23 protein-coding genes, 1 tRNA gene and 1 pseudogene are annotated in these 25,206 nt (G+C 68.9%); 18 read left to right on the forward strand and 7 right to left on the reverse strand.

Annotation, left to right across the window (positions count from 1 at the left end; genetic code table 11):
- Positions 1–126 precede the first annotated feature (126 nt).
- A complete protein-coding gene (locus OG520_RS01685) occupies positions 127–1,290 on the forward strand; it encodes a hypothetical protein (protein WP_399330833.1) in 1,164 nt (387 codons plus the stop codon).
- Positions 1,291–1,331: 41 nt separating this feature from the next.
- Complete coding sequence (locus tag OG520_RS01690; RefSeq protein ID WP_406011893.1) at positions 1,332–1,532, forward strand: transposase; 201 nt, start codon at positions 1,332–1,334, stop codon at positions 1,530–1,532.
- Between the two features lie 636 nt (positions 1,533–2,168).
- Here OG520_RS01690 and OG520_RS01695 read toward each other — a convergent pair.
- Positions 2,169–2,573: a GFA family protein gene (locus tag OG520_RS01695; RefSeq protein WP_406011894.1), complete on the reverse strand. Its 405-nt coding sequence runs from the start codon at positions 2,571–2,573 to the stop codon at positions 2,169–2,171.
- Positions 2,574–3,125: 552 nt separating this feature from the next.
- On the opposite strand from OG520_RS01695, the gene OG520_RS01700 reads away from it, so the two are divergent.
- The 9 genes from OG520_RS01700 to OG520_RS01740 all read left to right on the forward strand — a co-directional run bounded on the left by OG520_RS01700 (position 3,126) and on the right by OG520_RS01740 (position 11,516).
- On the forward strand, positions 3,126–5,126 hold the full coding sequence (locus OG520_RS01700; protein ID WP_406011895.1) for an ABC transporter ATP-binding protein: 2,001 nt from the start codon (positions 3,126–3,128) through the stop codon (positions 5,124–5,126).
- 252 nt (positions 5,127–5,378) lie between these two features.
- Positions 5,379–6,317, forward strand: coding sequence for an NUDIX domain-containing protein (locus OG520_RS01705; protein ID WP_406011896.1), 939 nt, complete (start codon positions 5,379–5,381; stop codon positions 6,315–6,317).
- A gap of 364 nt (positions 6,318–6,681) precedes the next feature.
- Positions 6,682–7,071, forward strand: coding sequence for a protein-L-isoaspartate O-methyltransferase family protein (locus tag OG520_RS01710; protein ID WP_406011897.1), 390 nt, complete (start codon positions 6,682–6,684; stop codon positions 7,069–7,071).
- A gap of 143 nt (positions 7,072–7,214) precedes the next feature.
- Positions 7,215–7,919 carry a class I SAM-dependent methyltransferase gene (locus tag OG520_RS01715; RefSeq protein ID WP_406011898.1) on the forward strand — a complete coding sequence of 235 codons (705 nt, stop codon included), beginning with the start codon at positions 7,215–7,217 and terminating at the stop codon, positions 7,917–7,919.
- A complete protein-coding gene (locus OG520_RS01720; protein ID WP_406011899.1) occupies positions 7,849–8,469 on the forward strand; it encodes a class I SAM-dependent methyltransferase in 621 nt (206 codons plus the stop codon). Before OG520_RS01715 ends, OG520_RS01720 begins: the two co-directional genes overlap by 71 nt.
- A gap of 143 nt (positions 8,470–8,612) precedes the next feature.
- Positions 8,613–8,897 carry a tyrosine-type recombinase/integrase gene (locus tag OG520_RS01725; RefSeq protein WP_406011900.1) on the forward strand — a complete coding sequence of 95 codons (285 nt, stop codon included), beginning with the start codon at positions 8,613–8,615 and terminating at the stop codon, positions 8,895–8,897.
- Positions 8,894–9,229, forward strand: a complete 336-nt coding sequence (locus OG520_RS01730) for a helix-turn-helix domain-containing protein (RefSeq protein ID WP_406011901.1) — start codon at positions 8,894–8,896, stop codon at positions 9,227–9,229. Before OG520_RS01725 ends, OG520_RS01730 begins: the two co-directional genes overlap by 4 nt.
- 384 nt (positions 9,230–9,613) lie before the next feature.
- Positions 9,614–9,946, forward strand: a complete 333-nt coding sequence (locus tag OG520_RS01735; protein ID WP_406011902.1) for a hypothetical protein — start codon at positions 9,614–9,616, stop codon at positions 9,944–9,946.
- Positions 9,947–10,304: 358 nt separating this feature from the next.
- On the forward strand, positions 10,305–11,516 hold the full coding sequence (locus OG520_RS01740; RefSeq protein ID WP_406011903.1) for a hypothetical protein: 1,212 nt from the start codon (positions 10,305–10,307) through the stop codon (positions 11,514–11,516).
- A gap of 158 nt (positions 11,517–11,674) precedes the next feature.
- On the opposite strand, the gene OG520_RS01745 is transcribed toward OG520_RS01740, so the two are convergent.
- Positions 11,675–12,976: an MFS transporter gene (locus OG520_RS01745; RefSeq protein WP_406011904.1), complete on the reverse strand. Its 1,302-nt coding sequence runs from the start codon at positions 12,974–12,976 to the stop codon at positions 11,675–11,677.
- Positions 12,977–13,492: 516 nt separating this feature from the next.
- Between OG520_RS01745 and OG520_RS01750 the strand changes: the two are divergent.
- The 4 genes and pseudogenes from OG520_RS01750 to OG520_RS01765 form a co-directional block, all read left to right on the forward strand.
- A pseudogene (locus tag OG520_RS01750) lies at positions 13,493–13,705 on the forward strand (NUDIX domain-containing protein); the annotation flags it as partial.
- Positions 13,706–13,888: 183 nt separating this feature from the next.
- Entirely contained in the window at positions 13,889–14,986 is a 1,098-nt protein-coding gene (locus tag OG520_RS01755) for a hypothetical protein (protein ID WP_406011905.1), read from the forward strand.
- Between the two features lie 149 nt (positions 14,987–15,135).
- Positions 15,136–15,690: an ATP/GTP-binding protein gene (locus OG520_RS01760; RefSeq protein WP_406011906.1), complete on the forward strand. Its 555-nt coding sequence runs from the start codon at positions 15,136–15,138 to the stop codon at positions 15,688–15,690.
- Between the two features lie 211 nt (positions 15,691–15,901).
- Complete coding sequence (locus OG520_RS01765) at positions 15,902–16,258, forward strand: hypothetical protein (RefSeq protein WP_406016397.1); 357 nt, start codon at positions 15,902–15,904, stop codon at positions 16,256–16,258.
- 324 nt (positions 16,259–16,582) lie between these two features.
- Here OG520_RS01765 and OG520_RS01770 read toward each other — a convergent pair whose 3' ends face one another.
- The 5 genes from OG520_RS01770 to OG520_RS01790 all read right to left on the reverse strand — a co-directional run bounded on the left by OG520_RS01770 (position 16,583) and on the right by OG520_RS01790 (position 20,934).
- Positions 16,583–16,969 carry a hypothetical protein gene (locus tag OG520_RS01770; RefSeq protein WP_399330864.1) on the reverse strand — a complete coding sequence of 129 codons (387 nt, stop codon included), beginning with the start codon at positions 16,967–16,969 and terminating at the stop codon, positions 16,583–16,585.
- Between the two features lie 498 nt (positions 16,970–17,467).
- The gene (locus OG520_RS01775) at positions 17,468–17,746 is read right to left on the reverse strand and encodes a hypothetical protein (protein WP_406011907.1); all 279 of its coding nucleotides are present in this window, start codon (positions 17,744–17,746) and stop codon (positions 17,468–17,470) included.
- 56 nt (positions 17,747–17,802) lie between these two features.
- Complete coding sequence (locus OG520_RS01780) at positions 17,803–19,095, reverse strand: IS256 family transposase (protein WP_331747558.1); 1,293 nt, start codon at positions 19,093–19,095, stop codon at positions 17,803–17,805.
- A 421-nt stretch (positions 19,096–19,516) separates the two neighbouring features.
- Positions 19,517–20,524: an IS3 family transposase gene (locus OG520_RS01785; RefSeq protein ID WP_406011908.1), complete on the reverse strand. Its 1,008-nt coding sequence runs from the start codon at positions 20,522–20,524 to the stop codon at positions 19,517–19,519.
- A gap of 17 nt (positions 20,525–20,541) precedes the next feature.
- Positions 20,542–20,934: a transposase gene (locus tag OG520_RS01790; RefSeq protein WP_331737243.1), complete on the reverse strand. Its 393-nt coding sequence runs from the start codon at positions 20,932–20,934 to the stop codon at positions 20,542–20,544.
- Positions 20,935–21,381: 447 nt separating this feature from the next.
- Between OG520_RS01790 and OG520_RS01795 the strand changes: the two genes are divergently transcribed.
- From OG520_RS01795 to OG520_RS01805, 3 genes are all read left to right on the forward strand, one after another.
- Positions 21,382–21,585, forward strand: a complete 204-nt coding sequence (locus OG520_RS01795) for a cold-shock protein (protein ID WP_010982331.1) — start codon at positions 21,382–21,384, stop codon at positions 21,583–21,585.
- A gap of 1,235 nt (positions 21,586–22,820) precedes the next feature.
- Positions 22,821–22,892: transfer RNA gene (locus OG520_RS01800), tRNA-Gln, on the forward strand.
- Positions 22,893–22,895: 3 nt separating this feature from the next.
- On the forward strand, positions 22,896–25,193 hold the full coding sequence (locus OG520_RS01805) for a hypothetical protein (protein WP_406011909.1): 2,298 nt from the start codon (positions 22,896–22,898) through the stop codon (positions 25,191–25,193).
- Positions 25,194–25,206 lie beyond the last annotated feature (13 nt).

The raw sequence follows: 25,206 nt of genomic DNA on the forward strand, positions 1-25,206 counted from the left end.
GACTCGCGCCGTCTTCCCCGGTGTCCGGGCAAGTAGACGTACGGCCGTGATCCGGACGTGATCAGCGCCTCGTAATCTCCATGGCCAGGGGATTCACGGGATGAGCGGTCAAGGCGGGGGCAGCACATGACATACCGGCGCGCGGCGATTCCGGCACTGGTGGGAGGGCTGCTCCTCACGGCGCTCCTGTGGTGGGCGGGGGCGAGTACGCAGGCACTTCACCTGCCGGGTACCACCGGTGTGATCGGCGGCCGGGCCGCCGCCGAGCTCGAACATTGGCTCACCCCTTGGTCGTACGACCCTCCGGCCTCGGTTGGGTTCGGGGCCGAGGTGCCCAGCGGGATCGGGGACACGGCCGGTAACGGCAGCACCCGCTACCTCGCGCTGTACACAACCGCGCTGCAGATCCGGTTCGCCGCGGTCTTCGCCTTCTTCGTGCCCGTGGCGCTGCTCCTGATCCGCAGGCTGCCACCGGTGCACGGCAGGATGCCGGCCGCGTTGCTCGCGGTGTGGGCCTGGGGTCTGGTGGCCGGGACCCTGGCGGTGACCGTCTCCGCGCCGTGGCTCATCGCCTCGCAGGGACACGGCAGTTACCGCTTCCTGCCCCAGCTGGCGAGCGTGATCTCCTCCGGACGACAGGCCCTGGTGGCTACCGCACTGGTCGCGGCAGTGGGGACGGTACTCGTCGCGCGGGTCACCGCCAAGGGATCCGGCCCACTGCCGCAGGAGGCCGTCCCGGCGCGCGCCGCCCGCCTGGCCGCAACCGCCGGGACCGCGGTGATCGCACTGTCCCTGGTGGTCCTCTCGTACCAGGAGGTCGCCGCCGCCCTCCAGACGGTCTCCCCCGGCAACGGGCTGTTCGCCGAACCGGGTGATCTCCTGCGCCAGTGGCTGCTGCTCGGCGCCTGGTCGAGCCCGGCGGGCACGCCGCTCGGCGACTGGCTCCTGTACCGGGCCGCCGACGTGCTGCTGCTCGCCGTGGTGTGGTGGGCACTACGGTGGCTGCCCGGACTGCTCACCCGGACCACCGTCCCGGCGATGGCGGCGGGCGCGGTCTGCGCCACCGTCCTCGGGCTGCTGGCGAGCCAGGTGCTGCGGGTGGCTACGGACGGTGTGGGCCTGCGCTGGGGGCTGCTGCAACTGTCCGCCGGCATCGGTGGCGGCGTCCCGGCCGCCCTGACCTGTGGGTTGGTGGCGGGAGTCGTGGCTGCCGTGACACTGCGGGTGGCCATGGACCATACCGAAACGGTCGACGCCACGGCCGCCGACCCGAGTTCCGCCCGACCCTAGGCAGCGTCTTCAGACGATCTCGGATGGTGGATCACGGGGTCGTGATACGTCGACATGAACTGTCCGATACCGAGTGGGAGTTCGTCCGGCCGCTGCTGCCTGAGTCGTTGCGGGGACGAAAGCGGCTGGACGACCGCAGGGTTTCGATCGGGATCGTGTGGAAGTTCCGGACCGGGACGTCCTGGCGGGACGTGCCCGAGCGTCACGGTCGGTGGGCCACGCTCCACACCGACAACTCCTAGTGGCTCCTCAGCGGCGGGCCGAGGGCTTGTGCACGGAGCATGGTTGGCAAGAGGTCTGCTCGGTACGGACGGCGGACGGCGGCAGGTCGCGTCTTCCGAGGATTCGGGCCGAACGCATCGCGGGCGTCCACGCGCTGGTCGAGGACCGGACGGATCGGCGGCTCTCCCTCACACCGGCCCCTGTCCAGCATGTGTCGCACCGACGCCTGGACTGTGGCACTGCCGGGCTGTGCTTCGTCGAGCCCGCGTACGTGGGTGCCCCCGATCGTCCCCCTCCTCTCTGGGGACGGCATCAGCGCCTGGAGCAACTCCGTCGGACACACCACCTTCATGAGTGTGTCGCGCCCGAAAGGGTCGGCCGCTCCTCCTGCCGTGGCGCTCATTGTCTTGGACAGTGCAACTGGCGGTCAGCAGACCGGTTGCTCCCATGCCGTCGGCAGTTCGTCGTGGTCTGCTGTGGGGGATCGGCTTTCCGGTCCTGCCGGGCCGGACTCTCGTTCCATGCAGAGTGGTCAGACCTGGCCTGGTCGCCCGTCTCACCAACCTCAACCGCTTTGGCCTCCACGGACGGACAAGCCAGTGCCCTGCTCCTACCCTCTGACGGCACTCGTCGGGGCCCGCTCGGGGCCCGGCGGATCAGGACGTCGGTTGGGTAGAGGGGATGGGCGGAAGCCATACGGGGGTGCCGTCGCGGAAGCTGTGCCCGATGGGGACGATCTCGGCACCGTCGTCGAGGGCCGAAACGCAGACGCCGAGGTAGTCCTCCCCTTCACCCGCCGCCCCCAGGTGCGTCGCGCACGCGGGACAGGACCACCGCTCCAGCGTGGGCCAGGGCCGAAACGAGGCGGGGGTGCCGGGACCGGTCCAGGTGAAGGCGGTCCGGCGGAAGCCGACCCAGGTCATGAACGCGCCGCCGGACAGGCGGGTGCAGTGGGGGCAGGAGCACAGGTGGGGGTCGTAGGGCTCTCCCGTCGCTTCGAAACGGAGTTGTCCGCACAGGCAGCCGCCGGTGAACACCTCTGATGTGGAGTCGTGGGTCATGGGAGGTTTCCTCGCTGTCGGGGTGGTGGCCGCGCGTCGCCGGGTCGCAAGAGGGCGGGTGGGGCTGCGCAGTGGGTGGCAGCCTGGCACGCCGGCCGGGCGGCGGGGCTGTGGCCGTGTGGAATCGGGCCATTGCCGCCACCGTGACTCCGCGCGGCGTGCGCCGTCGCCGCGCAGTTGCCGCACGGGGCGGCCAGGGTTTCAGGTTGGCCGGAATCCCTCGGAAGGGACGGCCGAACGAGCGACCATCCCTCGAACGAGGGCGTTTCAAGGGCCCCGCCCCGCAACGCATGGGATCGGCCCCGAAATTCGCACAGGCGTCCCGCGTTGCCCCCACTGTCACCCGTTACGGCGAGCCAGAAGTGCCGTTTCTAGAGCATCCGTGCCATTCGATGACCTGCTGGAGGACTCGATGAATCCTGTACCCACCCCCGCACATCAGCTCCTCGGAATCGAACGACGGCGGGCCGTCCCGGCTTTTCCAGCCCCTGGGGCACGGCAGGTCGGTGCCTTCTCCCGCCGTTCAGCTGGGTCGGACACGAGGTGGAGGGCATGAGCGAGGAGTCCGTCGACCAGACACCGGCCGACATCGGGGTCTCGGAATCCGAACGTCTCCTGTTCGGCGGAGAGCTGGCCTACGACATCGGCTGGAGCCGGCATCAGGGGGCGTGGCTCGCCCTCGATCTGTGGGCGATGGCCCGTACGCTGCCGAAGCTGGTCGCCATCGCCGTCCGGGCGCACCAGGCTGACGCGCGGGCGCTGCGCACGGTGTGGTTGGCCGAGTTGGGCCGGGGTATCGCTCAGGCTGTTGGTCTGGTTGCTGTCAACGCGGTCCTGGGGCACCTGCTGGCCGGCGGTCCGACGGTGGAGCGGCTGGAGCGGGCCGTGCCGGCCCTGACCGCTGTTGCCCTCACGGGGGTGATCGGTTCGTTGCTGCGGTCGGCATCGACGTCGGCGACCGGTGGCCTGGAGCCGAGGGTGCAGCGGGTGGCGACCGAACGGTATCTGTCGCTCGTGGCCCGGGTGGAGCTGTCCGCGATCGAGGACGACGAGTTCCACCGGTTGCTGGACTCTGCCGGTTACGGGGCTGACTCGGCGCGGCGGATGGTGAAGTACTGCACGGCGGTCCTCAGTTCGTTGATCTCCTTGGTCGCTGCGGCGGGTGTGCTGACGGTTCTGCACCCGGTGCTATTGCCGTTGCTGGTAGCAATGACGCTGCCGAGCGCGTGGAGTTCGCTGACGATCGCGAAGATGCGGTACGTCTCCTTTCATCAGTTCGTTCAGCATGCCCGAGCCGGGCAGTTACTGGGGCGGCTGCTGATCGATCAGCAGGCGGCCGCCGAGGTGCGGGTCCACGATGTCGGCCCGTTCCTGCTGACCCACTTCCGGGGCATGGCGCAGACCAGTGAGCGTGAGCAGACTCGTCTGGCCCGCGAGTCCGCACGCAAGGGGCTGATCGCCGACGGCGCCACAGGTCTGGCGACGGTCTTCACCTATGGGGCGCTGGGTGTCCTGCTGTGGACCGGGAGGATGGACCTCTCGGTGGCCGGTACTGCGGTCCTCGCGATCCGTACCGGCTCGGCAAGTCTCGACCAGTTGGTGCTGCAGGTCACGGACCTGCACCAAGAAGCCCTGTTCGTCGCCGACTTCGAGAAGCTGTGTGTGGAGGCCACCGACCGGGCCATCCCCACAACCGGGCTCGACCTGCCGGAGCGGGTGCAGGACATCCGCTTCGAGAAGGTCACCTTCACCTACCCCGGCAGTACCGCCCCGGAGCCGTCTCTGCGCGACGTCGACATCACCATTCCGGCAGGGAAGACGGTCGCACTGGTGGGGAGCAACGGCAGCGGCAAGTCGACGCTCGTGAAGCTGCTGTGCGGCCTCTACCAGCCGGAGCCGGGAAGCGGACGCGTCGTATGGGGCGACGTCGACACTGCCGATGCCAACCGGTCCCAGATCTTCGGGCGGGTCGCCATGGTGGCCCAGGACTTCTACAGGTGGCCGTTCACCGCGCGGGTGAATATCGGCATCGGCCGCTCCTCCGGCCCGATGGACGACACCGCTATCGAATCTGCTGCCGCCTATGCGGGCGCCGATGAGGTCCTGGCCAAGCTGCCGCGAGGTCTGTCCACGCTCCTGGCCCGCGGCTACCGGGGCGGGCACCAGATCTCCGGCGGACAGTGGCAGCGTATGGGGATCGCGCGGGCGCGGCTGCGCGCCGCCGAGGTACTGATCGTCGACGAGCCCACCAGTGCGCTGGACGCGGTCGCTGAGCAGCGAGTCTTCGACCAGATCCGCAATCTGGCCGGTCAGGGCCAGACGGTCATTCTGATCACACACCGGCTGCACTCGGTACGCCACGCCGACCTGATCTACGTACTTCACCAGGGCCGAGTCGCCGAATCCGGGACGTTCGACGAGCTCATGGACCCGGAGACCGGCACGGGAGCGTTCCGGGACGCGTATCTGCTGCAGTCCCGCGCCTACCACCCCACTGTCCCCGCACAGCGCAGCGGGGCGAAGGACAACAAGGCTGCCGGGGAGGGTGTGTGAGACCGCATCGCCCTGACGCTCAGCGTCCCGGCCCCGGCTCCGCCCACGCCGGTCCCGTCGTTCCTCGCCGTCCCAGGACGCGGTCGGCATCCCACGATCGGTGCCACTCCGCTTCCGCGGTGTTCCCGCCCGCGCTCACCGCCGGGAGCGCTTGCCGGTACGGCCGCCTGTCGCCCTGTACCGCTCCCGTTCCGCGGGCTGCGGAGCCTGTCCGAAGCTCCACCCAACTCCCTGCGCCTGGGCGGTAATACCTTGAGCACGTCCCTGTCCTCTCAGCACACGAGCACTGCCGTCCTGATCGACAACGGCCGGGGCGAATACCTCCTGCACCTGAGGGACGCACACAAACCGATCTGCGACCCGGGCACCTGGTCCCTGGTCGGCGGCGGGACCGAACCCGGCGAGACCCCGGACGAAGCGATCGCCCGCGAGATCCTCGAAGAGACGGGGCTCCTCCTCTGCGACATCACCCCCTACACGTCTGCGAAGGCCCACGGCCCGAACGTCACCGAGGGGAACATCCAGGTCTACACGGCCCGCTGGGACGGCGTCGCCCACGATCTTCCCGTCACCGAAGGGATCACGCTCGCCTGGTTCGACGTCGCCACCATGGAGCAGCTGTCGATGTGCCCGTGGGCTCACGAGGTGATCAGGACCCACCACGCCGAGCACCCCGCTCCGCCACTGTCCGGGCCACGGGACGACGCCGGTCAGGACGGGGCGGGAGCGGTGAAGAACGTGATCGGCGCGCACCTGTTACTGGAGCGCGACGGCCGTACTCTCCTCGGTCTGCGTCACCCGAGTGTGAAATTCGCTGGCGGGGAGTGGCATGCCCTGGCCGGTCAGGTGGAAAGGGAGAGCGTTCGCGCGTGCCTGGTCAGGGAGGCGTATGAGGAAGCCGGGATCGTCATCAAGCCCGCAGCCCTCACCCTGGTGCACACCGTGCACCTGCTCGACGGTCACGAGAACGCCGAACCCCGGATTCAGCTGTTCTTCCGGGCAAGCCGGTGGTCCGGAGAGCCGGAGGTCCGCGAGCCCGATACGTGCACGGCCTGGCAGTGGTGGCCGCTGGACGGCCTGCCGGACCCGATGGTCCGCTGCACCCGTGCCGCGATCGACGGCATCCGCGCCGGCACCGCGTACACCGAGCTCGGCTGGGCGCCCGCAGTGCCTGCCACCGACGGCAGCTGAACCGCGGTGAAAGCCGAATCCGGCATGGCCGGCTCAGTGGCCGAAGGCCAGCTCGCCAACGCAACATCGGCGCGTCTGGCGCTGGTCGAACACCTGCAAGCCGATGGGGTGTTGACCGAACCACGCCTGCGGGACGCACTGTCGCGCCTGGACCGCGGCGTGCTGATGCCACGGGCGTACGTACGGCGTAGCGAGCAGGGCAGCGAGCCGGTGGTGTGGGAGCTGCTGGACGGAGCACACCCCAAGGACCGGTCCGAGTGGCAGGAGCTGGTGCACTCGGGCGAGTCGGTCCTGATCCAGCGTGACGGCGAGCTGCCGGAGGGGCAGGTCCGCGGCGGCGTGAGCGGGGGGCCGGATGACGGCGATGTCGACGTTCACCCCGTACACCGTGGAAGTCCTGCAGAGGATGCGGATCGCGGCCGGACACAAGTACCTGGACCTCGGAACCGGGCCGGGTGTCTCGCTCGCGCTCGCCGCTGGACTCACCGGGCCCGGCCGGGCGGTCGGTGTCGAACGGGACGAGCACATGGCCGCGTTCGTACAGAAGAATCTCGACCTGGTCGGCGTCGGCGCGAAGGTGGTGGCCGGCGACGCGCTCGACGGGCACGCGCCGCGGGCGCCGTACGACCGGATCCATTCCGGGATCGGTGTGCCGTGCCTGCCGTCGGCGTGGGTGGACCGGCTCGCTCCCGGCGGGCGGCTGGTGACCACGTTGGCGACGCGAACGCCGAGCTGGCCGGGCAGTGCCCGGTGACGCGCACGACGGGAGGGCGCGTCGAGGCTGTCCTGGAAGGCGGGCCTCACGGCCACCGGCCCCGGCGCCCTGAACTGGGTACTGCCGCCGCTCACCGCTGTACCCGGGCAGGCCGCCCCTTCCCCTACCGAACAAGGAGAGTCGTGAACCTGTTCGACTCGGCGGCGCCCGACTACGCCCGCTACCGACCCGGGATCCCGGACGAGGCCATTCAGCTCCTCGCCCGGACCCTGGAGGGCATCGACCGGCCGACGCTGCTCGATCCGGGCTCGGGCACCGGCCAGGTATCCGTCGGTCTGCTTCCCGCCCTTGCGCAGATCGGCCGCGTGGACCTCGTCGACCGGGACGAGGACATGCTCCGCACAGCTTCCGAGCTGCTCCGGCCACTGCTCGGACAGTCAGCTGCCGCCTACCATGCCTTCGCCTCCGAGGAGTTCACCGCCCCGTTCGCCGGCTACAGGGCTGATCTGGTCACCTGCTCCCGGGCTTTCCACTGGATGGACCGTCAAGCTGCCCTGGCGATGGCCGACCGCGTCACCACCCCCGGGGCGACGGTCGCGGTCATGGGTGACGGAAGCCTCTGGACATACGAGGCGAAATGGACCTTGGCCCTGAAAGGGCTCATCCAGTCCTACCTCGGCACTGTGCGGAGGGCAGGTACGACCGGCGTGTACGCGAACTCCTCGAACGAGGCCGCCGCACCCGGGCCCGGCTCCGTGCCACGGGCCGCCTGTGAACACCACACCCAGCGCACTCGACCAGTTGAGGAGCAGCACCATGGGGTACGTCGTCCGCGAGGAATGGCACAAGCACTACGCCGACGGGAAGAACTTCCGGCAGCTGGGTGAGGCCGAGCGGGCGCTGCTCGCCGAACACACCCCTGTGCCGGACGGCGGCGGGCGCGCGCTCGACGTGGGCTGCGGGACCGGCGGGCTGGCTGTCCACCTCTCCTGCCTCGGATATCTCGTGGATGCCGTCGACTTCGCCGACAGTGCGATCGAGCGGGCCCGGACCGAGCACGCCGACGTGGAGGGAGTGCGCTGGTTGCGGCTGGACATCGAGCGCGAGGACCTGGTGGAGCTGCACCAGGACGGCTACGACCTGATCACCCTGCGCCTGGCGTACCCGTTCCTGCGTGATCGCAGCCGTGCCCTGCACTCGCTCGGTGGGCGGCTGCGCCCCGGCGGCGCGCTCGTCGTCATCACGCCCACCGCCGAGCACACCCCGAAGGAGCGGCGGGACATCGCTCTCGACGAAGGCGAGGTCTCTCTGCTCACCGCGGGCTGGAGGCAGGCCGAGCTGCTGGAAGCGGACGGGCTCGCCGTCCTCGTCCTGCGCGGACCCAGGAACGTCGGCACAACTGCGGTCGAAAAGCGGCCGCCCACGGCCAGGCCCTGACCGGTGCCCTCGCGGTCGTCACCGATGAGGCCGGCCGGGTCCTGCTCGGCCGGTCCACCCGGGGGCACCCTGAGTCGCCGGTCTGGCCATCGGAACGCCTGGCCCGGGATCCTGGGGGCGGCCCGAGTCCAGTGGGCCCGTCGGTGACGACCTCGACGCTGCGGAAGGCGCTGGCGCGGGCCTCAGCGGCTCACCTGTCCGGTCCGGTCGAGCGGATCTTTCCGCATTTGCTTCGGCACGCCTGTGCCACACACCGCTACGAGGCAGGGATGTCACTGTGGGAGGTGCAGAAGTTGCTTGGCCATGACTGGACGACGACCACGGTTCGGTACATTTTGTCTGCTCAGAGCGATCCGGAGATGGCGAGCCAGCGTTCGTCGGCTCGGGCAGCACAGCGGTTGCGCGTGGATGCGGGGGGTCTGTCGTGAAGTGGAACCTGCGGTGGGCGGCGGCCAACCGAGGCATCTGGAGGCCCAGCGAGCTGATGCCCGTGTTCGAGGAAGTGGGGTTCACTCCGTCGCTGTCGAAGGTCTCCGCGCTCTGGTCGGGCACACCGGTGACGGTGCGGCTGGAGGATCTCGACCTGATCTGCGCCGCGCTGCAGTGCACGGTCGCGGATCTGCTGGTCGCCGAGCCCGTGTCCCGGAAGACTCCGGCAGCCCAAGACGAGGAACTGGCGAAGGCCGCAGGAGAGCTGCCGCGGCCGGTGCCACGCCGGCCGAGTGGAGGGGGGCGGCCGAGGTCGCTCCCGCCGAACTGAGGTGGCCCGACCACGCATACGCGTTCCCTCGCTGGGGCAGTGCGCGGGGTGTCTCGGCTGGGGACCGCGAGCGCAATCGCCGTTCTGTTCGCCGTGCCACCAGTGGCGCTCCAAGCGTTACCACCCGGCGGCCGAGTGCAGCCGCTGCAAGCGGCTGTGGCGGGTCAACAAGGAAGGCTTCTGCCGCGCATGCGTCGTGGTGATCACCGAGTACGACGTGGCCTGGTACTACGAGCCCGCCCAGGCCGCACGCCACCCGGTGTGGACCCAGCTCGCGTTCTGCCTGCCGGCATCCATCCGGCGGCCCGCGGCGCCCACCGACTACACTCCGACGGCCGCTACCAGACACCTGGCTGGGCACGCGCCCAGCGTCCTGCCGCCATCATGGACGACGGCCGGATCTGCCCGCCGGCAGTACGCGGACAGATGGCCATGTTTCCCGCGCCCTACCGACTGCTGGAGCACCACGCCGTCTTGCTCCGCAGTCGGTTCCAGGGCGATCTGGAACGACTGAGACCGCTGGTCAACGAAGTACAGACCGAGCACCGCCTGAGCCGCACCTGGCGCGTCAGTGCCATGGACGCCTTGATCCTTGCGCTGGCGGCCCGCGACGCCGCAGGCCAAGACCTGGTCGACGCGGCCATCCTTGACGCCCTGCCTCGCCAGCCCTCCGGAGTCTCTGCGGTCCTGAACAAGGCCGGGTTTGCTGGCCCCTGATCTCGACCATGGGGTGGCCGTGCTGCCGCACGCCCAGCGGGCCCGCTCCCAACCTCAGCCACGAAGCTGCGATCACTGTCTTTCGTGGGGCCGAAATCAAGTGTGTGACGCCTGTAGGTCATGGCGTCACACATACGCTGACCAGCTGGGATGTTGCGGACGGTGTGGCGCCGGGCCGCTTCCTCTGCAGAATGGTCGATGCCGCGACTGCACGAGCCTTCGCTTGCCGCTGGGACCCGACACCGAGGCCAGCACCTGGCGACAACTGCGGTTCGCCGGGCCGTCCCTCCCGGCGGGCGTCAGCGCACGTCGCCCCGAAGGCCACCGAGCAGATCGACCGGTACTCGGCCCACCGGTCGTGCAACACGCGGGCCAGCTGACGGTCTTCGAGACGGAGCGGGACTGGCGCCCGCTGGTCAGCGCACTGCTGCCATCCTCGCCGCCTTCGGCGATGGCCCTCCTGGCGGACTTCGCCCGACACGCCACCGAGCACCGTTGGAGCCAGCCGTCCCACGAGTCCACAGCTCGGGTTCTGCGGATGGCCGCCATCTGGTTGGGCGCCGACACCACCTTCCGTGAGGATGACCTGCGGGCGCTGAACCGCGCGTGCCACAGCGCTGGTCGCATCAACGGGCTGGTTGCCTTCCTGAGCCAACGCGGACAGCTCCTGCCCGCGACTCCGCGCCGAAACCGCAACGAGGCATTCGTCCAGCGCACCATCGCCGCCTTTCCACCCCGGATCGGCGACGAACTCGGGACCTGGGTAAGGGCCTTGCGCGGATCCACCCGCTCCCACCACCTCGCCACCGACTACGGCTCCATACGCCGCTACCTCGTCTACCTGGCCACGCCGCTGGCCGGCTGGACCAGCAGCTACACCACCTTGCGCCAAGTGACCGCCGCCGACGTCACCAGCGCTGTCGCCGCGGTCAAAGGCTCGCGCGCCCACGAACGCGCAGTGGCCCTCCGGTCCCTCTTCCGCGCCCTGAAGCACGCCAAGCTCGTCTTCGTCGACCCCACCCGCGGCCTGCATGTCACCCGTCGCGAACTGCTGCCCTCCACCCTGGTCCGCGACCGGCTCGCCGGGCTCCTGGATGTCAGCACCGGTCCCGCCAACCGCCTGGTCCTGGCCCTGGCTGCCCTCCACGCAACCAACGGCACCGACCTGCGTAACCTCACCCTCTCCGACGTTCTGCTCACCCGCCGGCAACTCCTGATCCGTCGCCCCCACGGCCGCCATATCGTCCACCTCGACGACACCACAGCCGCTCTACTGCACGCATGGCTCCGCTGCCGACACCGGCGCTGGCCACGCACTGTCGACCCCCACCTCCTCATCACCCAGCAGACTGCCAGTACCACCGATCCTGTCTGCACCGACTACATCTACAAGCGCTTCACCCCCGCCGGTGTGACTCTGCGTGCTGTTCGCGCCGACAGAATCCTGGACGAAGCCCGCGAGACCGAAGACCCCGTCCACCTCGTCCGTGTCTTCGGAATCTCCGTCACCACGGCCATGAAATACATCCACACGGCCCACCCCCACCGTGGCGGCCCCATCCCTCGATGATGGGCACCGAGGAAAGTGGTGCTGACGCACCGACGGAACGGGCGGCATCGTGATCCACGATGCCGCCCGTTCCGTGTTGTCAATCGTCGTGGCGGCCGGGCGGCTCCGGGCGGCGGTCCGCGGGCAGAAGACAGCCCAGGCACAAACGGCCCGAACCTCTACATCCGCTTCGGCCCCGAGCCCCGCAGCGGCGAGCCATCCGCCCTGGCATGGGGAGAACCGGTACTGTCCATCTGACTCCAGGCCGGGAAGATCGCTGGACACAGCGTGGCGAGCAGATACACACCGCCAACCGCCAGCAGCGTGGAGGGCAGGCCGACCGAATCCACGAGGAAACCCGCAGCCAGTCCGCCAAGCGGAGTGACCAGCTGGACCGAGGCCGTTGTCGCGCTCAGCACGCGGCTGCGCAGGTCCTCCGGGACCGTCTCATACCTCACGGTGGCCATGATCGGGTTGAGTACACCGAAAGCGAGACCCTCAACTGCCATGATCACGGCCAGCGGGGTGAAAGTGTCGGTGAAAGCGGCCACCACGAAGCGCGGCAGGCCCCCGATGAGAAAGGCGATCGTGAACACGGGCCACCGCCGAAAGCGGCTGCCCACCGCCCCATAGACCAGCGCCCCCGTGAGAGCGCAAACCCCGAACGCCGCGTTCAGCAGACCGAGATCGGCGGCACCGTCAAGCTCCTCACGGGCATGCACGGGCAGGAGCACGGCGCTCCATCCCTGGTCGAGCCCCCTGGTGACCAGAGTCATCAGGCACAGGCCCAGCAGCAACGGAGTGGCCGCCACGAAGCGATACCCTTCCGCGAGTTCACGACAGTAGGCACGCAGCGTCGCCGGCTCGGCCCGCCGTTGGGCCCGCGCCTCTGGCAGGCCGCGCACCCCGAACGCGAACAGTGGCGCGGCCACGGCGAAGGTCGCGGCATCCACCAACAGGACGTTCTCGGCTCCGAGTACGGCGATCAGCACGCCTCCGAGAGCGGATGCCGTCAGTGCCGCACAACGTGCCGCACCGTCGTACAACCCGGCGGCCCTGGTCAGCGGCATTCCGGCGCGTCCGGCGAGCGTGGGCAACAGCACGCCGCGAGCGGTTTCACCCGGGGCACGGAACAGCCCTGTCATCGCCATCAGCACGCACAGCATCCAGAACTGCAGGATGCCGGCGAACCGCAGAAGCGGGATCGCCGCAACGGCGACCCCGCAGGCAAGATCCGAGGCGACACTCACCCGCCGTCGCCCCATCCGGTCGATGACCGGACCGGCGACGAGCGCAGCGAGCACGGCGGGCAGCAGTGTGCAGAACGTCACGATCCCGGCCGTGGCGGCACTGCCCGTGCTCTGCAGCACGAACCACGGCACGCCCATGTACGTGAGGCAATTCCCCGCGATCGAAACCAGGTTGGCAGCAAGAACCGTTGCCAGAGGACGGCGATCAACCGTCAAGAAGTCTTCGGACACTACGGTGGTCTCCCATAAGGGGAAGCGCCCACCGCGAACGAAGCAGGTCAGCCGGTGGGCGAAGCGAAGTGGTCAACGTCTGGCGCGCACAGCGAGGCGCACCGCGATGCGGTGTTCACAAGCAGCGCCTCCAACACTTCGCCGGGATGACCACCCGGCACCTCCCCGCATTGTGACCTCGGGCACCGGCCCTCCGCAACGACGATCCGTTCGACGGGCGGCTCGCACAGGGCGTCGTCCGAGATGCGCAGATGAAGGCAGAACCTGCTGACCACCTGGATCCGGGACGACGCCGGCCTTGAGCGTTCCCGGTCTCGGGGAACATCCACCGATGGGTCACACCATGCAGGCGGGGAACGATCAGCGCGCGCGTGGGAACTGCCACGGAAACCGTCGGAGCCCCGATGACGGGCGGGTCGGCCATAAACTCGTCCGTCCAGAGCGTCTTGTCGCCCACCAAGGCGCAGGTTCCCGCGACTCAGCGGTCAGAAATCAGCGAACCGGCCTACTTCGCCGGGCGGCAAGACTTCCGGTTCGGAGGACTTCGCCTCGGCAGTGATACGGGAGCTCGCGGAGGAAACCGGCCTGACCGCCTCTGTCTGCGACGCGTATGTGGTGGCGATGCTCGCCGACGACAGCCACGGCATGCCCCGCCTGACGGCAGCTTTTCGGATCACCGCCTGGTCCGGCACCCTCACCAATCGTGAGACGTCGCTTTTCGAGCGGTGAGAGTGGCACGACCCCCACGGCCTCGCCCACGCCGGGAACATCTTCACACCATCCGCGCAGACGCTCGACGCCATCTGGCCGGGAGTCATCCCCGGCCTGCCGCCCGCCCATACCTATCCCCTCGCCGTTGCGCAGCCGCCCGTACTCGGCGAGCCCGCCGAAGCTGTCCGGCGGCGGCAGGCGATGGCCGCGGCTGTCGTCGCCGACGGCTGGGCACCCTCCGAGAAGGTTCAGGATGCGCTGCGCACGGTGCCCCGGCACCGATACGCGTCGGAGAGGGACCTCAAGACGGCGTACGACGACCTGGCCGTCGTCACCCGCCTCGACGGCACGGGCAAGCCGACGAGTTCGGTGAGTGCGGCCTGGCTCCAGACCGGCGTGATCGAAAACCTCCAGCTGGAGGTCGGCGCGGTCGTGCACGAGGCCGGGTCCGGCGGCTACAACGCCGCGCTCGCCCACGTCGTCGGCCCCAACGGACGGGTCGTCACCGGAGACATCGACCCGTACATCGTGCACCGCACCCACAGGCTCACCACGGAGGCCGGCAGCGGAGACGTGACCGCCTTCCACGGCGACGCCGTTTTGGGTGTGCCAGCCCGCCTCGTCCCCCGGGGCGGGTTCGACGCAACCATGATCACCTATAACGCATGGGACGTCGCGCCGGCCTGGCGCGAGCAGCTCGCCGAGGGCGGACCCCTGGTCCTGCCGCTCGAGATCGGCGGCTATACCCGGGCCATCACGTTCCGGCGCGCCGGGGATGTCCTGCACGCGGAGAGGTTCACGCATTGCGGGTGCATCCGCGCTCAGGGCGAGCACGCACGGACCATCCCGGTCGTCGACCTCCTCGGCAGTGAGCTGCGGCTCCGGTTCGAGGACGGCGACCCCGCCCCCACAGAGGGGTTGGAGGAGGCCCTGCGCGGACCGCGTCACGAAATCGCCACCGGGGTGAAGATGGGCAGCGGCTTCTACTTCGGCTCGCTCCAGCTCTACGCGGCCACGCCCCTGCCCGGCTTCTGCCGCCTGTCCGCCCACCGGGAGAAGGGCACCGGCGTCACCCTGATCGCGAACGGCGACGCCCCGGCGATCCTCGGCAACGCCGCACTGGCCTACCTCGTCCACGTCCAGACCCGGCACGGCGACAGCCCTGCCGACAGGGAATGGGAGTGGGCTGTCCATGCCTTCGGAGAGCAACGGCCGTGGCTTGCCCAGCAGTTGGCGGCCACGGTGCGGGCCTGGGACCGTGACGTACGCGACAGCAACAACCCGGACCTGACCGTGTAACCGGCCGGGACGCCCGATCGCCTGCTGCCCGCCGGGGACATAGTGGACAGACCGTTGCCACGCATGGTGTTCCAGTGGCCAGGCCGAGACGTGCTTCTCCGGGCGCCCGTTGAGCACGGCGGGACACCCGCCACGACCGTGGAGGGCATGTGATCATCTGGCTCAACGGCCTCTTCGGCGGCGGCAAGAGGACCCTCGCCGCCAACCTGCGCGAGGCGATACCCGGCATGGTCATCGCCGACCCGGAGGCCGTCGGCGATGTTCCGCGGACCGCACTCGCCGGTCACGCTCTTCGCCCGCGGGACTACCAGGAACTGCCGCTCAGGCGGACCCTGACCACCGGGCCGGTCACCGCCCTGGCCCGGCATACCGGTGTGCCCGTCACCGCGCCCATGACCGCCCTCAACCCCGCGTCCGCGACCGAGATGTTCACCCCGCTGCGCCAGAACGGCACCCTTCTCCACCACCTCGTCCTGCACACCGCCCCGCCGGTCCTGCGGGAGCGCATCGAGTCCGGCTGGGAGTACCCCGGGGATGTCAGGCGCAGCGAGGCGGTGCGTGCTCACCGCCGTCGGCATGCTGCCGGCCACCACGAAGCTGCCGCCGCCTGGCTCCATGCGGACGGGCACGTGATCGACACCACCCTGTACACCCCTGACCAGACCCTGCAGGCGGCCCTTGTCTTCCTGCACACCACCGGCTGACCCCACCCCCCATCCCCCTGAAAGCCGACGACCACCATGACCAGCACCGTCACCACCCGGCCCGTACAGCTGGGTACCCGGTCCAGCCGCATGGCCATGGAGCAGACCGGGCGTTCCGCCGAGCTCTTCCGCAGCCGCTGTCCCGAGACCGATCTGGACATCGTCACGATGCACATCCGAGGGCGACCGGCACCGCGGCCCGCTCAGCCAGATCGGCGGGAAGGGCGCCTTCACCCGGTCCGCCGACGCCCGCCTTCTCGACGGCCGGGTCGAGGCGACCATCTCCTGTGCCAAGGACCTGCCCGGCCCGCACGACCGGGCCCCGGGCATCACCGTTGGTGCGGTCCTGCCCCGCGAGAAAGCCCGCGATGTCCTCGTCCTCCCCGCCGGGCACCCGCCGGCCACGCTCGCCGATCTGCCGCGTCATGCTGGCCGCGCTGCGCGCCCGTCCGGCCGGCCCGACCGCCCACCTCGAAGGCGGCAGGCATGTCGGGGCGGTGCCACCACTGGACCTGTACGAGGTACACACACGGCCCCGGGACGGACGCGAGTGGCCCTGGCATCCTGACCGCGTCCCCGACCAGCTCTCGGTCCCCCAAGCCTGGGGCAGTTCTTCGCGCTCCGTATGTCTCATGAGACATCGGGTTCCTTGCCGTCCTCAAGCGTGAGGCGGGCTCTCCGGTACTGAGTACTTCGTCGACCGATGCGTGCACTCAGACGTCAGTATTGCCCGTCACACGGGAACGCGGAAGATCACCGATGGCGACCACGAGCACACGCTCGCCCTGCCGCTGGCCGAGCGCCGCAGGGCGGCGCTCGCCCCCCGGCGAGGAGCTGAAGAGGCCAAGGGGCTCCGACAGAACCATGCCGGGCACGGCAGCTCGTTGCGGTGCTACAAAACAGCGATGGTGAAATTGCCGTTCACGGGGTGACCATCCTTCAGCGTGACGACGGTGATGGCGTCCCGGCGGTTATCGCACGCCAGGGTGGGCTTCCCAATGGTTGAGACGCTGGTGGTACTGGGCCCGCCGTTGGCGAGGATCAGCGCGTTGGAGAGGTTGATGTCGGCGCTCGGGTTGACGATGACGCAGTACAAGCCCTGAGAGACCTGGTGGCTGTCGGTTACGTTCTTCTGCCTCTCCAGAGCACCGTTGAAGTTGACCTCGGCGGCGGCCCTGGCGTTCGGGGCGATGATCTCGGCCGGCGCGGCGACGGCCTGTGGGATGAACACGGCAGACAGAGCAGCAGTTCCTGCAAGAACAGCGGCGGTTCGACGCATGAGCTCACTCCTGGGATTGTTCTACAGCGCTGACGCGCTCTACGAAGATGATTATTCGTCAGCGCACTAACCAGCACATTGGCACAGGAAATCGTTTACATATTCGCGAGATCACTCGATCGATCTTGTGCCTACGGGGGTTCCGGCTGTGGGCGCCCGTCGGGGCACAGGAAGCTCTAGGAAACAGCGACTTCCTCGATGCCAAGAGGCCTCCCTCTTTCGCCCTGCTGGAGGGCACCGCGCCCTCCAGCCGGGATCACCCCATCACCGAGCCCGGGACTGCGGCTCCGGCCCTGCGAGATAGAGGTCGCGGAACTCATCGAACTGAGCGTCAGTGACGCTGCCGAGGGCCTCTGAGCCGGATGGGCGTGACAGTGGTTGAGACGTCCTTGTTGAGCTGCTGCCGGAGGAATTCGTTGTCGTGGTAGAGGGCGGCGATTGCGGTGTGGGCGGCCTTGAGTTTGTTCTCCAGGAGCGTGCATTCCTGGGTCTTCTTGGTCAGGCGCTTTTGAGGTCGGCGATGGTCGCGTCGCGCTTGGCCTCGCCGGGAGTGGCTTTGCCGTGGGCGGCGATGTATGCGTCCCATTCGGCCAGGATGGCGTGTGCGCGGTTCATGGTCGCGCGGCTGACCTGGGCTTCTTTGTAGAGGTTCTCTTTCGTGAGGCGTCCGTCGGTCCGTTGCGGGCTGCCTTCGAAGAGGCGGGTCATCGCTGCCCGCAGGGCGGCGGCGGTTTTGGGGCTGACCTGGTCTTCTGCGCTGCCGGTGGGGCGGGTCACTGAGGCTCGGTGCCGTCGGGTCTGTCAAAGGAACGGTGTAACTCAGGTTGTTGGAGTTACTGACGGGCTGCGGAGAGGCGGCCGTCGAAGGTGATGTCGAAGGCGTTGAGTGCGGTCTTCCAGCGCATGGTCCAGCGGGCCTGGCCCTTGCCGGTGGGGTCCAGGGACATGATCGCCATGTAGACGCACTTCAACGCGGCCTGCTCGTTGGGGAAGTGGCCGCGGGCCTTGACCGCCCGGCGGATCCTGGCGTTCACGGACTCGATCGCGTTCGTCGTGCACACGATGCGGCGGATCTCGGTGTCGAAGCGGAGGAACGGGGTGAACTCTTCCCACGCGTTCTCCCAGAGCCGCACGATCGCCGGATACTTCCGGCCCCAGGCGTCGGCGAACTCGGCGAACCGCTCGAGGGCGGCCTCCTCAGTCGCCGCGGTGTAGACGGGCTTGAGGAGTTTGGCGATCTTGTCCCAGTCCTGGCGGGCGGCATAGCGGAAGGAGTTCCGCAGCAGGTGGACCACACAGGTCTGCACGACCGTGCGGGGCCAGACGTTCTCAACGGCGTCGGGCAGGCCCTTGAGCCCGTCGCAGACGAGCATGAGGACGTCGTTCACGCCGCGGTTCTTGATCTCGGTGAGGATGTGCATCCAGTGTTTGGCGCCCTCGCCGCCGTCGCCGGCCCACAGGCCGAGGATGTCCCGCCGGCCTTCGGTCGTGACCGCCAGGGCCACGTAAATGGGCCGGTTGGCGACCGCGCCGTCGCGGATCTTCACGTGGATGGCGTCGATGAAGATCACGGGATAGACGGCGTCGAGGGGCCGGTTCTGCCACTCTGCCATGCTCTCGAGGACCTTGTCGGTGATCGTGGAGATCGTCTGGCGCGATACGTCGGCGCCATAGACCTCGGCCAGGTGGGCCTGAACCTCACCGGTCGTCAGGCCCTTGGCCGCGAGCGAGATGACCATCTCGTCCACGCCGGACAGACGCTTCTGCCGCTTCTTGACAATCTTCGGCTCGAAGCTGCCTTCCCGGTCTCGGGGCACGACTATCTCGACCGGGCCGACATCGGTCAGCACGGTCTTGGCCCGGGTGCCGTTGCGTGAGTTACCGCCGTTCTTCCCGGCCGGATCATGCTTGTCATAGCCGAGGTGGTCGGTGATCTCGCCCTCGAGAGCGGACTCCAGGAGCCGCTTGGTCAGCTGCTGGAGCAGCCCGCCCTCGCCGGTCAGCTGAAGGCCCTCGGCCTGAGCCCGTCCCACCAATTCATCGATCAGCCGGTCGTCCACAGACTTCGCCGGCACCGTCTCAGACGGCTCGACGGACTCGGCCTCGGTCACGTTATTGCTGGTCATCGATGCATCTTCCATGATCGGGAGTTACACCGAACGTTTTACAGTCCCACGGTAGGGGCGAGCACAGGATGTCCTCCCGGGGCGGTGCGACAACGAGATCGGCCGACGTCTGCACCTGCAGCCAGTCGCCGGTGAATCCGCGGAACGCTACCGCTCCCCGGGATACGAGTGCTGCCAGTGCGCGAGTATGACTGATCGACTCCGAACCTGCCCCCATCAGGGACTGGACCTGAGAGGCGATCAGGTGGGAATCGACGACTTCTTGGCTTGGCTTCCTGCTTCGTCGTGCTGTGCCAGGACGTGTCCTGGTCGGATTTGCGCTCCACAGGCTGCGACCACCGTGCCATCGTCGTTCCCACGTTCGTCGCGGCATCGTGGTCCCGGTCCGGTAGCTGTCAAGTCAAATGAGACGTTCGTGGTGCTATGAACCTTGTGGTTCGGGTTCCATGCGTTTGGCGGGGTCGTTGATCCAGACCTGGCCGGGTATCTCGGGTGGCCTCGGTCGTCGGGCGAAGCGTTCGGGGTGGCGTTCGTATGCCTCGGCGAGAGCGGCGGCCCGCTGGTCACGGACCTCCTTGGCGGTGCCGAAGTGGACGGAGGCGGGGGTGTGCAGGCCGATCCCGGAGTGCCTGTGGTCGTGGTTGTAGTAGGTGATGAATGCGTCCATCCACTCCCGGGCATGGGCCAGCGAATCGAACCGTTCCGGGTAGTCGGCGGTGTACTTCGTGGTCCTGAACTGGCTTTCCGAGTACGGATTGTCGTTGCTGACCCTGGGGCGCGAGTGACTCCTGGTGATGCCGAGGTCGATCAGCAGTTGGGAGACCTTCTTGCTGGTCATCGAGGTGCCGCGGTCCGCGTGCACCGTCTCGGGGACAACGCCGTTGCGCTCGATCGTCTCGCGGATCAACTCCTCGGCCCGCTCGGCCGTTTCGGCCCGTTCGACGGTGTGGCCGACGATATAGCGGCTGAAGATGTCGATGATGACGTAGGCGTGGTACCAGATGCCTTTGTCCGGGCCCGGCAGCTTGGTGATGTCCCAGGTGAAAACCTGCGACGGGCCGGTCGCCACCAGCTCGGGGATGGTCCTGGCGGGATGGGTGGCCTGGCGGCGGCGTTCGCCGTTCTGCCCGGCGGCGGACAGGATCCGGTACATCGTCCGCTCCGAGCACCAGTAGTTTCCGGCGTCGAGTTCGCGCGCCCAGACCTGCGCGGGCGGCAGGTCGGCGTACTCCGGCCGGTTCAACAGCCCCAGGATTTCGGCCCGCTCGGCCCGCGAGAGGGCCGAGGCGGGCGCGGGTCTCGGGGACGGCGCGGGCTTCGGCTTGGGGTTGATGCGGCGGTAGTGGGTGGCGCGCGAGCGTCCGGTCAGCCGACAGGCCGCCGTGGTCCCCAACTGCCCCTGGACGCCGGCGAACGCCTCATCCACCACCGGTGCGACGGCATGCTTCAGTCCGCGCTCTCGGAGAGCAGTTCCAAGAGCGCGTTGGCTTTTCCCATGACCTCCAGCGCGGCGTCCCGGCGGGCCACGTCCTTCTCCAGCCGTGCGACCTTCTTGCGCAGCCTTTCCAGTTCGGCCTGCTCAGCGGCCTTCTTTGGTCGCACCGCCGAGGTCCGCCGGTCAGCCAGGGCGTCCAGCGCGCCGGCTTCCCGAGCCTGGCGCCACTCGACTACGTGCGAGTGGTACAGCCGCTCACGCCGCAAGATGGCGCCCTTCTCGCCGGAAGGGGCGGCGTCGTACTCGGCAACGATCCGCAGTTTGTACTCCGCGGAAAACGTCCGCCGCTTCGGCTTCGGCGCCGGATCGTCACCGGAGGCGGGTATCGGGGTAGTGCTGGCCATGCTGAGGGGTCTCCTGTCTCGCCCATCCAGACTAACCCGATATACCGGGCGTCTCAGTCGAGACTGTCAGAGAGGGGTCGTGCACCGCGCTTGCAGGCGGCACACAACCTTTCCCGGATGCGCCGAGGGCTTGGGGACGGTCCTGGGCCCGCACTCCGAGCAGACCTGGCTGGTCGGTTCGAACCGGCCCGACGCACTGCTGGCCGTCCCGTGCGGCAAGGCACCGGGGCCCGGATGTGACATCTTGGGATTCTCCTCACGCGTTCCCGCGATGAAGGCGGAACTACCGGTGTACCGTCAGGGTTAGCTGTCATGGTTCCGAAGTACTGGTCGCCCGTGAACGTTCCCACGGGCGTTTCTGCTGTTCAACGTCTCTGAGGACCAAGGCGATCACCTCCGGTCCCCGCACGGTGCGGGAGCCGACTACCAGTCCCCTTGGAGGGCAAAATGGCCAGCGGAACCGTCAAGTGGTTCAACTCGGAAAAGGGCTTCGGCTTCATCGAGCAGGACGGCGGCGGCCCCGACGTCTTCGCTCACTACTCCAACATTGCCAGCTCCGGCTTCCGTGAGCTCCAGGAAGGCCAGAAGGTGAACTTCGACGTCACCCAGGGCCAGAAGGGCCCGCAGGCGGAGAACATCACCCCGGCCTGAGCAGCTTGCACCTGCACGGCACCCGCCCCGCGACGATCGCTGGGCGGGTTTCGTGCGTTCTGGAGCCTGCCCCTGCCAGAGCACCTGCCGCCGGCAGCGGCGCCCATGCTCGCGCGAGCAAGAGAGGCTCGCTGATCCAGCAGTTGGCGGGCCGCCCGCCGCCGCAGGCGACCGCTGGCTTCCCGGGGCTTGCGAAGCCGCCCGCCCCAGACAGCTGTCCCCCGAAGAGGAAGTGGGCGGCAGCAGATCCCCGCCGAGTGCGGTGACGATGCGGATGTTGTCGGTGAGGATGTCACCGGGGGCGACGAGTCCTCCCTCAAGGAGTTGCATGAGCTGGGCGGCGAGGCTGTCACCAAAATCCGCGGGCCGGTCCGAGGCACTGGCCGGCTGGAACATGTGCGGTGCGATGACCTGCGGAGGGCGGCTCAGGCGGTCGGGCCGAGCAAGGAACGGCAGGTCGTGTCCGGCATTCAGTAAAGGCAGAGGACTCAGTGCCTACCGCAGCCGATCACTGACCTCTGCTGCCGCAGCGGCCGTCGCTGCTCAAGGAGCACTGCCCGCTCCTTGGGGTGGAGATCCTTCTCAGCATGCGGAGGGTACAGGATCGCATCACCGTATAGGGGCTCAGGGCTTGCTTGCAGGGTGGGCGTTCGAGCCGATCGTCCCCGACGGACCTCCAGCGACACACACGAGAGACACACCCATTGAGGGAGAGGCTCTGGCTTCTCCGCACCTCGTGGCGGCTGTGGTCGGCGAAGCTCCTATATGACGACGACGGCCTTGCGCCCTCGGCCGTTCTTGCAGCGGGCATGGTGTGACGAGCGGCTTTGGGCGCCGCACCATACAGACGGACAAGGCTGCCGCGTCGCCTGCGTGATGGCCTCGGAAAACACCCGGGCGTGCCGTACGCGGTCGCGTACTCGCCCGTCACCGGTTCCGGTCCCGAGGGCCTGTAGCCCGCTCACACGCTCTGTGCGAGGCCGGGAGCACCGGTTCTGTCACGCCGGCGTCGCGTACTGCGGTGGCGGTGACCTCGGCTGCCCAGATGGTCGCTTCGACGGACAGGACCTGGTGCGGACGGGCCGCGACCCCGGCGCCCGACCCGTCGAAGGTGCCCCTGCGAAGGTGTCCCGTCGTCAGCAGGCAACCAGCTACCGGCTGCCGGCTACCGAAGGCGGTTCGCTCGGACAATGCGCTTGCACGGACTTCGGACAGACGCCTAGCCTCACGTTCATCGGCGTGTAGCTCAGTAGCAGAGCACCGGGCTCTGGACCCGGAGGGCGCAGGGGCGGAACCTGCCACGTCGGCTTATGAGCGAAGACGCTGAGCAGCAGCATTCCGCAGGGTCCAGAGACTCGACAACGTACCCCCAGGCCATGCAGGCCCAGGCCTTCCTGACCCGGCTGACCCATGGTGTAGCCGACACCCGGGGCCGCGCCGCGAGCCGCGTCGACCGTTGGCAGGCCGTGCTCGCCGGTATGGCCGACGGCCGCCTGACCATCGGCTCACGCACCCCGGTGGCTGGGCTGCCCGCCTGGGTGACCCCGGAAGTCGTACGAGGCGGGTTCGCCACCTCCGCGGCGAGCGCCGAGGGCCCGCTCCAACCGTATGAGCTCGAGGCCGCGTCCCTGGCAGGAGTGCCCGTCGAGCGTCGGGCACTGTTCGCGTACTGCCTCACCGAACCCGGCCTGGCACGGCTGTACGCGCTGCTCGACAGTGGACGTTACGAGATCGTCGTGCCCGAGGAAGCCGCGCTGCTGATCGTGGCGTGGCTGGTGCGGTCCGGGGACGTGACCGGTGCGCTGGAGCTTGTCGAGATCCTGGAACCGTGGGCCGATCGGCTGCGTTTCATGCCTCGGCCGTCCGTCCTGCCGGCGCCGGACGTTCAGGCGGTCCACCGACGCACGGTCGGCGACGTCGGCGCGTCCCTGTCCGCCCGACGGCCGCACTCCGCGGTGGAGACCCAGCGCGAGGCGCTCACCGTCTGGCAGCCCTTCGGCGACGAACTGCTGGCCCACTGGCTGGAAACAGCCGGGACCGGCCGCGTGCTGGACCGCGTGCTGGACGAGACCTGGCGGGAGCGCGGCGAGATGCTCCTGCGGCGCTACCGGGAGCTCGCGGCGACCCACCCGCGCTGCACCAAGCACCGCGACCCGAAGGAGAACCTGGGCATCCTGCGCGGCGCCCTGGAGGAAGCCGTCGCAGGTCGGCCGCTGGACGCGCGCCGGCTCGGGCTGCTGCGCCACGCGGTGGAGTCCATGGTTCGACGGCGTGGCCGTCCCGGCTCCGGACAGCACCGCGAGTTGCGCGCCCGCCAGGCGGCACAGGCGGCTCAGCCCTCGCACCACGCGCTCGCCCAACTCGTTCTGCGCCGACTGTCCGGACTCCCGCAGCAGACCGGCGCGGCCGATGTGTCACCACTGATCGCGGACGTCTCGGTCCGCGAGGCCACGGAGACCGGGCTGCCCGCGGGGGCGGTGATCCCAGTAGCGGTGCGACGCGTCGTGGAAGCCGCGCTGAGCGCTCCGATCGGTACGCTCGTGGAACGCGGTGTGGTGCCCTCGGCCGAGGTCCTGGCCGAACTGGTGCCGCAGCTGGTCGCGTCAACCGGTTCGCAGGCGTATCAGGACCTGGCGCTGCGCACCCTGATGGCCGCGAACTACCGGGCGTTCCGCAACCGCCGTTCGCTGCTCCTGCTCAACCTCGCCCGGCAGGTACGGATCGAGGAGCTGCCCTGGGTACGTGCAGTGGCCCAGTACCGCGTCGACGATCAGGGGCAGGAGGCTGCGCGCACCGCGCTGCGTCAACTCGGCGAACTGGCCGTGCAGGCCTTCCCCGGCACACTCCTGCCCAACCCTCTGGTGCGCGAACTCAGCGTGCTCGCTCGGCAGGCCGAGGCAGGCGCACCGTTCGTCGAGGAGCTGGCCTCGGACATCTTCATGGGCACCTTCACACCGAAGTTTCTTGCTGCGGCGAGGGTCGCCGCCGAATTGCTGGGTGGCACGCTGTACGAGCGCTACTACGGCATCGACTACGCGGCGGTCCGCAACCTCGCGATCACCGAGGCGAGCGACTCGCTGCGCCGTACCCATCGGGCGCGCACCTCGCCCGGATTCGCGAAGCTGTGCGCAGCGCGGGCCGGCGATTCGGGCCCCCGGAGCTGGTCCGTGGCAGCCAACGGCAAGGTCATCGAGCAGGCCCAGATCCTCACCACACACAACCTGGCCACCCTGGCCGGCCGAATCGGCATCAGTCCCGAGCCCGGTTGGGGAGACCTGGCTCGGCGCTGCTTCACCACCGTGTGCCTGCTGACTGCCCGGATACACGGCAACCCGCGACCGCTGTCCACGATCAAGGACGGGGCATACGCATGGCGCCAGATGGTGTTCCACCTGTCGCTCTGCGGTCCTGCGGAACAGTCCCTGGTGATCGCCCGACTGGACGAGGAGATGGCCCGCTATCCAGGTCATGTGGCGGCTCGGCTCGCGCCTGCACTGACCGGCCTGCGCCAGGCCGCAGCCGGGGGCTCGCCGGACTCGGGCGGGGGGCGCTGTTTCCTGGGCTGGACCACTGGGGCCCACTGGCTTCGCCCGGATCCCCGTGCCTGACCTTGTCGTCTCT

The organism is Streptomyces sp. NBC_00984, from assembly GCF_045162475.1.
GTDB lineage: Bacteria > Actinomycetota > Actinomycetes > Streptomycetales > Streptomycetaceae > Streptomyces.

What these genes read in the sequence shown, in the direction of transcription:
- OG520_RS01720 (WP_406011899.1), top strand. Translation starts at nt 7,849, where the DNA reads ATGGGGTACGTCGTCCGCGAGGAATGGCACAAGCACTACGCCGACGGG.
- OG520_RS01735 (WP_406011902.1), top strand. Translation starts at nt 9,614, where the DNA reads ATGGACGACGGCCGGATCTGCCCGCCGGCAGTACGCGGACAGATGGCC.
- OG520_RS01700 (WP_406011895.1), top strand. Translation starts at nt 3,126, where the DNA reads ATGAGCGAGGAGTCCGTCGACCAGACACCGGCCGACATCGGGGTCTCG.
- OG520_RS01685 (WP_399330833.1), top strand. Translation starts at nt 127, where the DNA reads ATGACATACCGGCGCGCGGCGATTCCGGCACTGGTGGGAGGGCTGCTC.
- OG520_RS01755 (WP_406011905.1), top strand. Translation starts at nt 13,889, where the DNA reads ATGGCCGCGGCTGTCGTCGCCGACGGCTGGGCACCCTCCGAGAAGGTT.
- OG520_RS01780 (WP_331747558.1), bottom strand. Translation starts at nt 19,095, where the DNA reads ATGACCAGCAATAACGTGACCGAGGCCGAGTCCGTCGAGCCGTCTGAG.
- OG520_RS01805 (WP_406011909.1), top strand. Translation starts at nt 22,896, where the DNA reads ATGAGCGAAGACGCTGAGCAGCAGCATTCCGCAGGGTCCAGAGACTCG.
- OG520_RS01710 (WP_406011897.1), top strand. Translation starts at nt 6,682, where the DNA reads ATGTCGACGTTCACCCCGTACACCGTGGAAGTCCTGCAGAGGATGCGG.
- OG520_RS01795 (WP_010982331.1), top strand. Translation starts at nt 21,382, where the DNA reads ATGGCCAGCGGAACCGTCAAGTGGTTCAACTCGGAAAAGGGCTTCGGC.
- OG520_RS01770 (WP_399330864.1), bottom strand. Translation starts at nt 16,969, where the DNA reads ATGCGTCGAACCGCCGCTGTTCTTGCAGGAACTGCTGCTCTGTCTGCC.
- OG520_RS01695 (WP_406011894.1), bottom strand. Translation starts at nt 2,573, where the DNA reads ATGACCCACGACTCCACATCAGAGGTGTTCACCGGCGGCTGCCTGTGC.
- OG520_RS01790 (WP_331737243.1), bottom strand. Translation starts at nt 20,934, where the DNA reads ATGGCCAGCACTACCCCGATACCCGCCTCCGGTGACGATCCGGCGCCG.